The sequence below is a fragment of the Bartonella sp. AS69XJJH genome (assembly GCF_042195585.1).
In the GTDB taxonomy this organism is placed as follows: domain Bacteria; phylum Pseudomonadota; class Alphaproteobacteria; order Rhizobiales; family Rhizobiaceae; genus Bartonella.
Map to the genome: position 1 here is coordinate 1 of NZ_JBHIOO010000032.1, position 6,868 is coordinate 6,868.

Sequence of the window (6,868 nt, forward strand, 5' to 3'; positions counted from 1 at the left end):
TGGCAAGAGGCAATGGAACAAGCCAAGGGTAAAGCCGAGGTTATTATAGCAAAACAACGCCATGGTCCGACAGGAATCGTTCCCCTTGCCTTTCAATCCGATTTTACACGCTTTAGTGATTTAGCACATAATGTAACACTTTAAATAATTGTTATTATCCAACTGAAAATATTGTAAAAACACATAAAACATGTTATGATCTTTACATCATTTAATGGAACTTACAAACATGCTTAATAAAGTGATTTTAATTGGTTATTTAGGTGCCAATCCCGAAAGCAAAACAATGCCTTCTGGTGGTGAGGTGGTCAATTTTCGAATGGCAACGTCTGAGAGCTATACAGACAAGGCAACCAATAAGAGAATAGACAAAACCGAATGGCATTCCATTGTGGTTTTTAATCCACATTTAGCAAAAGTAGCACTTCAGTATCTCAGTAAAGGTAGCAAAGTTTATATCGAGGGGCGACTACAAACCCGTAAATGGCAAGATAAAAACGGTGTTGATCGCTATGTAACAGAAGTCATATTGCCTCAGTACAAAGGCGAGTTAAAGCTTTTAGATGGCAAAAATGATGATAATCAAGAGCCGTCATCTCCTTATGACAGAAGCATTTACAGACCTCTTGATACGCCCCATACCGTTATGAATGACAGTGTTCCTTTTTAAACAGAAGGTGCTTTAATGGATAGTAAAAAGAAGCCTAGGGTTAGTACAGAAGAATCTGAACCCGTTTATATGCTTACAGAGAATGATATAGAGCTGTTAAGAGGTTGTACGTCATCTACATCAATGAGTTATTACAGTATAGTGTTGGGTGCTTTATTGAGTACACTTTTCATTCTGCTCTTAAAACTTTCTTGGGATCAAAGTCACTTAAAACTTAAGTTAAGTGTTGCTGCTGTAATATGCATTTTAGTGGTTTTATTGTTCTTTTTAAATCGAATTTCATGGTCAAGATCAGAGAAAATCTGGCAATGTATCAAGAAGGCATCTGAGGTTATCTGTGAAAAAAAATAAAAAAAGGGGACGCCCTAAAATAGCGGGGCAGGTAAGAGAGCCAAATGGTCGTATATCACGTGCAAAAACACCGCGTGAAGCCGTTGATAAATTGGCAATAGAAATGCGTGCAAAGCGCTTCGGTTTAACGCTACAAGAGGCAAAAAATCCAATTTCTGGTACTTATATCGGGCGGCTTTGCTTGCAAGGCGTGCTTACTCAAGAGCAATACGACGCCGCGCAACAATATCTACAGATAAGAAACGACTATTTATGCGCAAAGGGCTTGCCTAATGCAATTTATGACGAAATGCCGTCATCTTCAGATGATAAGGCAAGAGATAAATGGGTAGCATTTGCAACAGAGCAGTTTATAAACACGCAAGAGGCACTAAAAGAAGCACAATGCCTTTATAGACAGTACAATCTTTACGCAGCGCTACAGTACCTCGTTATAGAAGATCAAATGCTACCACATCTTGTGAATTCACTGCGGGTTGCTCTTAACGTGCTTCAGAAACATTTTGATCGTTAAATGACAATCTCTATTACGGTTTCATTATATTGTATATCGTTTGTAAGTTTCTGCAAAATTCAATGGATTCCTTTAAACTTTTATGATCATTTCTTTTCACTTGAGATACTATGTTATTTACTTGTTCTTTTCTTAAATCGGAACGCTTATCTATAGCCATCATAAATTTTTTTGCATAATAAATCATTGGATCCTCGTTATCATTGACCACGTCGTATGCCCACATAAAATCGCTTTCACTCCAATCATATTCATCGCGTAAACGCTTTATTACATTGGGTAGATCCATTTGCGACATCTCCTTATTATAATCACCCCGCAATAAACTCATAAGGGATGCACAACCAACAACTGATATGTGACGATACAATATATCTTCCTGTTTAAAAAACGAATATTCTGTGCCCGTGCTGAGTGAAAGTTCTTCTGCTTTGCGTATCTTTTCAGAATGCATAGAGCCAATATATGATTCACTTACGTATTTGTTGTAAAGTTGATTATACTTCTCTTTAGTATCTACACTTGTAAACATACGCGTCAATTTGTCTATAAATCCAAATGACGCTGATGCAGGTAGCGCTGATATAGAAAAGAAAGCTATAAATGTTATGATGCGTGTTATGGATAATGATTTCATTATTTTGGATCCTTAATTATTCATAAGCGCTGTTTAACCGATTCACTTTGAAATTATCAATATGTGTTATTTTAGTGTTGACAAATTGTTGCAAATCGTATTTAATGACATTGCTGTACTTAGGCGTATTGTGTCTAGAGAGGGAAATGTACAGTTCGAAATCCCCGCAAATGCGGGGTTTTTTATTATCTGGAGGGCGTATTTTATGACGTCAGAAAATACACAGCAGGATCCAAAACCCATTAAAAAGCGTATACCACCAAAGGCAGGTCAAGGGCGTGTCAAAGGCGTTCCCAATAAAATGACGCGCATTTTAAAAGAGGCAGTGGTTAAGGCTGCTGAGAATGCTGGGAATAAAATTGGCAATGATGGTTTGATTTCTTATTTGGAAAAGCAGGCTATAGAATGTCCAGCGGCTTATTTAGCGTTGCTTGGTAAGGTGTTGCCTTTACAGGTAACAGGGGAAGATGGAGAAGCCATTAAGGTGATAACGCGTGTAGAAATCGCGCCTTTGGTCAATGACAACACGACAGATTAGTATTGTACCAAAACTCATTCCTATTTTTGCAGGGGACGCTTTGGTACGGGCGGCTTGGGGTGGACGAGGGTCTGGAAAGACAAGATCATTTGCCTTGATGGCTGCTTTAAAAGGCTATCAATTTGGTATGCAAGGGATATCGGGCACTATCCTTTGTGCACGGCAGTTTCAAAATTCTTTGGCAGAGAGTTCTTTGGAGGAGATTAAGCGCGCCATTGAAGCCCATGACTTTTTAAAGGACTATTACAAGGTTGGGGAGTCGTCGATTAAATCAATAGATGGTCGTATAGCCTTTCAGTTTTCTGGTCTTGACCGGAATATTGCAAGTATCAAATCCATGGGGCGTATTTTGCTTTGTTGGGTTGATGAGGCGGAGCCCGTTACAGAGACAGCTTGGCAAACGCTTATACCGACTTTACGTGAAGAGGGAGAGGGGTGGAGAGCAGAGTTATGGGTGACATGGAACCCGTTGCGAGAGAATGCCCCCGTTGAGAAGCGGTTTCGCTTTTCAGACAATGAGGCAATCAAGCGTGTTGAGATCAACTGGTCAGACAATCCGAAGTTTCCGAAGATCTTGAATGAAGCGCGATTGGATGATCTGAGAAACCGTCCAGAGACCTATAAGCATATCTGGGAAGGGGCTTATCTTACAGCGGTTCAAGGCGCTTATTATCAAAAGGAAATGTTGGCAGCCGAGCAGGAGGGGCGGATAGGGCGCGTTGCTCGTGACCCTTTAATGCAGATACGCGCCTTTTGGGATATTGGGGGCACGGGTGCCAAGGCAGATGCAACAGCGATATGGATAGCGCAATTTGTTGGTAGAGAGATCAGAGTGCTTGATTATTACGAAGCACAGGGACAGCCTTTATCGGAACATATCGGTTGGTTGCGTCAAAATGGTTATGAGAAGGCGTTGATGGTTTTGCCTCATGACGGTGCGACCAGAGACCGTGTGCACAATGTGAGTTTTGAGAGTGCTCTTAAACAGGCAGGCTTTCAAACAAAAGTTATCCCTAATCAGGGAGCAGGGGCTGTTAAGATACGTATAGAAACAGTCCGCCGTGTTTTGCCTTCTGTTTGGTTTAATGAGAAGACGACGGTAGCAGGACGTAAGGCACTGAACTGGTATCACGAGAAATGGGATGAGAAGCGTAATATTGGCTTGGGAGCAGAGCACGATTGGTCCAGTCATGGGGCAGATGCCTTTGGACTGATGTGTATTTCATACAAACCACCAAAAGAAATACAAAAGCGACCAGCTTATAGCGGCAGAACGGAATATGAGAGTACCTCATGGATGGCAGAATGATGCATGATGATGAACATTTAGAGAAAGACAGCAACGTATCTGATCTCTCTCATGAAGGTTTGTTTCGTAAGCTTGTGAGCTGGTACAAAGAAGATGTGGAGCATGTGAACAAATGGCGTGAACATGCACGGGAGGATTTTGGTTTTTACAATGGTGATCAATGGAATGAAGAAGATTTATCGGCGTTAAAAAAGCAACGCCGCCCCGTTATGACCTTTAATCGTATTGCCCCATTGGTCAATGCCGTTGTGGGGTCAGAGCGTAATAACAAGCGCGAAGTGCAGTTTATTCCACGTCAAGTAGGGAAGGCATTGCCAAGTGAATTGCTTACCGGTGCGGCAGAATGGTTTCGGGACATGGCGCATGCCGAATACGCTGATAGTGATGCTTTCCAAGATGCGGTTATCTGCGGCATGGGGTGGACTGATACACGGCTTGATTATGAGAACAGCCTCGATGGTGAACCGGTCATTACCCGTTTAGACCCGTTAAAGATGGTTTGGGACAGTGCAGCGGTGCAACCGAATTTAACCGATGCGCAACGTTTGTGGTATGTAGACCGCAAGCCGTTAGAAGTAGCTAAGCAGATGTTTCCCAAATCTCATTGGACAGAGCTGAGTGCAGATTGGGCAAGGGATGGTAGCTCTCATGAAGGTGTTCACCATAATGATCTTGATTATTACAGTGATGAAGGGAGCATTGATGTTGAAAACGGTCGTCGGATGGTTACACTTGTTGAATGCCGTTGGTTTGAAAGCGAGCGATATTACAAAGCGCCCGATTTAAGCACTGGAGAACTTCGTGATTATAGCGAGGAAGAATTTAAGCAGCTACAGTGCATGATGCCCGATATCCAAGGGGCAGCTTTCAATAAAAAGGTTGTAAGGCGTGCTTTTTTAGGGAGAAAGCTGCTTGAATCCCCCGATCAACCCATGGTTCCAGCGGGTCAATTGGGTTGGGAGTGTATAACGGGGTATTTTGACAAGATAGAACGGCAATTTTATGGGGTTGTGCGTCCTACAAAAGATCCTCAGCGGTGGGCGAATAAGTACTTTAGTCAAGTGATGTATATCCTTAATAGCCAATCCAAAGGGGGGCTTATTGTCGAGGAAGGGGCGTTTAAGGACATCAGGCAGGCTATGCAAGATTGGTCGCGGGCTGATGCGTTGCTAGTTGCTGAAGATGGCGCTCTTGCACAAGGTAAGATCCAACCCAAACCCGTAGCAGAATTTCCACAAGGCTTTTTCCAGCTGTTTAATGAAGCTAAGGAAGCAATTAATCAGGTGACGGGTTTATCACCTGAATTCATTGGCACAAGAGAAGTGACACAAGCGGGTATTTTGGAGGCACAACGACGCCAATCCAGTTTAAATCTGCTTGCTTGTCTGTTTGATGGTTTACGTTTGTACCGCAAGCGGCAAGGTAAGATTATTTTGCACTTGATACAGAATTACTTGTCCGATGGTCGTTTGGTACGGATATCTGGTGAGGAGAATGCGCAATATATTCCATTGACGCGTGAAGAAGTAACGAGTGTTGAGTATGACATTGTTGTTGATGATGCGCCAACCAGCCCGAATGAGAAAGAGCGCACCTTCGGTATTATCACACAGCTGCTTCCATTGCTTCAAAATGCGATTACGCCGGATATTATGCTTGATCTACTTCGTTATTCACCATTGCCTGCGTCATTACTTAATCGTGTCAGTGAGAAGTTCCAACAGCAACAAATGGCACAACAACAGCAGATGGACCCCGAGCAGGAAATGAAGTTGCAGGAAAAGCAACAAGACTTAGAGACGAAAACACAGATGCATCAGATGGATTTGCAACAAAAGCAGATTGATCTGTTTGTGCATCAAGAGAGAGCAAAAACAGACGCGGAACTGATGAAGCAACGCTATGAGATTGAACGGCAGAAGCTTCTCAATGATCAGGCACACAATCAGATTATGCGAGAGCGAATAGCATTACACAGAGGTATGCATAGTTGAGAAAGGTGAAAGAATGAATGCAGAAATGAATGAAGCTATGAATGAAGATTACAGAGTTGGAGCGCCGGTCTTTGATGATGAGAGCTCTTTTGATGCTGGCACTTATGATGGTGAAACGATTGATAATAATGACATTACGTCTCCAGAGCCGGTTGTGCAGTCCGTTGAAAAGCCTTCAGAGATTGTTCCTAGTATAGAGCAGCAGCGCTCTATCGAGCAAGCTAAACAAGCCCGTGAAGCGCTTATCAAGTTTTATGAACCCCAATCCCAGACGCCAATGGTTGAAGGTGAAAATGCACCCCCAGACCCTACACAAGACATTATTGGCTATATGAGTTGGATGGGAACAAAGATTCGAGAGCAGGATGCGTATATTAGGGAACAGAAAGAAGCGCTAAGGCAAGCTGAGGAACAGCAGCAGCACGATATGCGTCTTGGTGAATTTTTCAATAATTCTGTTAAGTCGTTTCAAAATAAATCCAGTGATTTTGATGCCGCGGCAAATTTTCTTTATGAGGCGCGTGCAAAGGAATTGAGTTCTTGGTCATCACTTTATCCTGAGTATGGACAACAAAACACAATAGATGCGATTATAAGAGATCAATTGCATGCGCTTGTAGCGACTTGTGCACAAAGAGATCTCAATCCGGCAGAAGAGATTTATAGGATAGCACAAAACCTTGGCTATCAGAACCAAGCAGTGCAAGCCAATAATCAGGTAGCAGAGCTTCAAAGTCGTCAGAATTCTGCGCGAACTTTGACGGCATCTGGTGGAGGGGGGAGTACAGGTCCACTTTCATGGGAAACGATGAACGCTATGACGGATAAAGAGTTTCAAGCGTGGTACAGTAATCC

Annotated in this window: 9 protein-coding genes; 8 read left to right on the forward strand and 1 reads right to left on the reverse strand. The window is 42.7% G+C overall.

What is annotated here, in order from left to right:
* The 4 genes from ACFIK6_RS08615 to ACFIK6_RS08630 form a co-directional block, all read left to right on the forward strand.
* The coding region (locus ACFIK6_RS08615; RefSeq protein ID WP_375677552.1) for a DnaB-like helicase C-terminal domain-containing protein at positions 1-144 on the forward strand (144 nt) is incomplete at its 5' end.
* Between the two features lie 85 nt (positions 145-229).
* On the forward strand, positions 230-670 hold the full coding sequence (gene ssb / locus ACFIK6_RS08620) for a single-stranded DNA-binding protein (protein ID WP_375677546.1): 441 nt from the start codon (positions 230-232) through the stop codon (positions 668-670).
* 15 nt (positions 671-685) lie between these two features.
* Positions 686-1,021 (forward strand): hypothetical protein, encoded by a 336-nt coding sequence (locus ACFIK6_RS08625; protein WP_375677547.1) that lies wholly within the window; start codon positions 686-688, stop codon positions 1,019-1,021.
* Positions 1,008-1,535 carry a hypothetical protein gene (locus ACFIK6_RS08630; RefSeq protein WP_375677548.1) on the forward strand — a complete coding sequence of 176 codons (528 nt, stop codon included), beginning with the start codon at positions 1,008-1,010 and terminating at the stop codon, positions 1,533-1,535. The genes ACFIK6_RS08625 and ACFIK6_RS08630 overlap by 14 nt, the downstream gene beginning before the upstream one ends.
* 13 nt (positions 1,536-1,548) lie before the next feature.
* Here ACFIK6_RS08630 and ACFIK6_RS08635 read toward each other — a convergent pair whose 3' ends face one another.
* Positions 1,549-2,172, reverse strand: coding sequence for a hypothetical protein (locus tag ACFIK6_RS08635; RefSeq protein WP_015856175.1), 624 nt, complete (start codon positions 2,170-2,172; stop codon positions 1,549-1,551).
* Between the two features lie 205 nt (positions 2,173-2,377).
* Here ACFIK6_RS08635 and ACFIK6_RS08640 point away from each other — a divergent pair, with 205 nt between their 5' ends.
* The 4 genes from ACFIK6_RS08640 to ACFIK6_RS08655 form a co-directional block, all read left to right on the forward strand.
* A complete protein-coding gene (locus ACFIK6_RS08640) occupies positions 2,378-2,710 on the forward strand; it encodes a hypothetical protein (RefSeq protein ID WP_375677549.1) in 333 nt (110 codons plus the stop codon).
* On the forward strand, positions 2,691-4,019 hold the full coding sequence (locus tag ACFIK6_RS08645) for a PBSX family phage terminase large subunit (protein ID WP_375677550.1): 1,329 nt from the start codon (positions 2,691-2,693) through the stop codon (positions 4,017-4,019). Before ACFIK6_RS08640 ends, ACFIK6_RS08645 begins: the two co-directional genes overlap by 20 nt.
* A complete protein-coding gene (locus tag ACFIK6_RS08650) occupies positions 4,004-6,013 on the forward strand; it encodes a portal protein (protein WP_375677551.1) in 2,010 nt (669 codons plus the stop codon). The genes ACFIK6_RS08645 and ACFIK6_RS08650 overlap by 16 nt, the downstream gene beginning before the upstream one ends.
* Positions 6,014-6,026: 13 nt before the next feature.
* Positions 6,027-6,868: hypothetical protein (locus ACFIK6_RS08655; protein WP_375642719.1), on the forward strand; the 842-nt coding region annotated here is incomplete at its 3' end.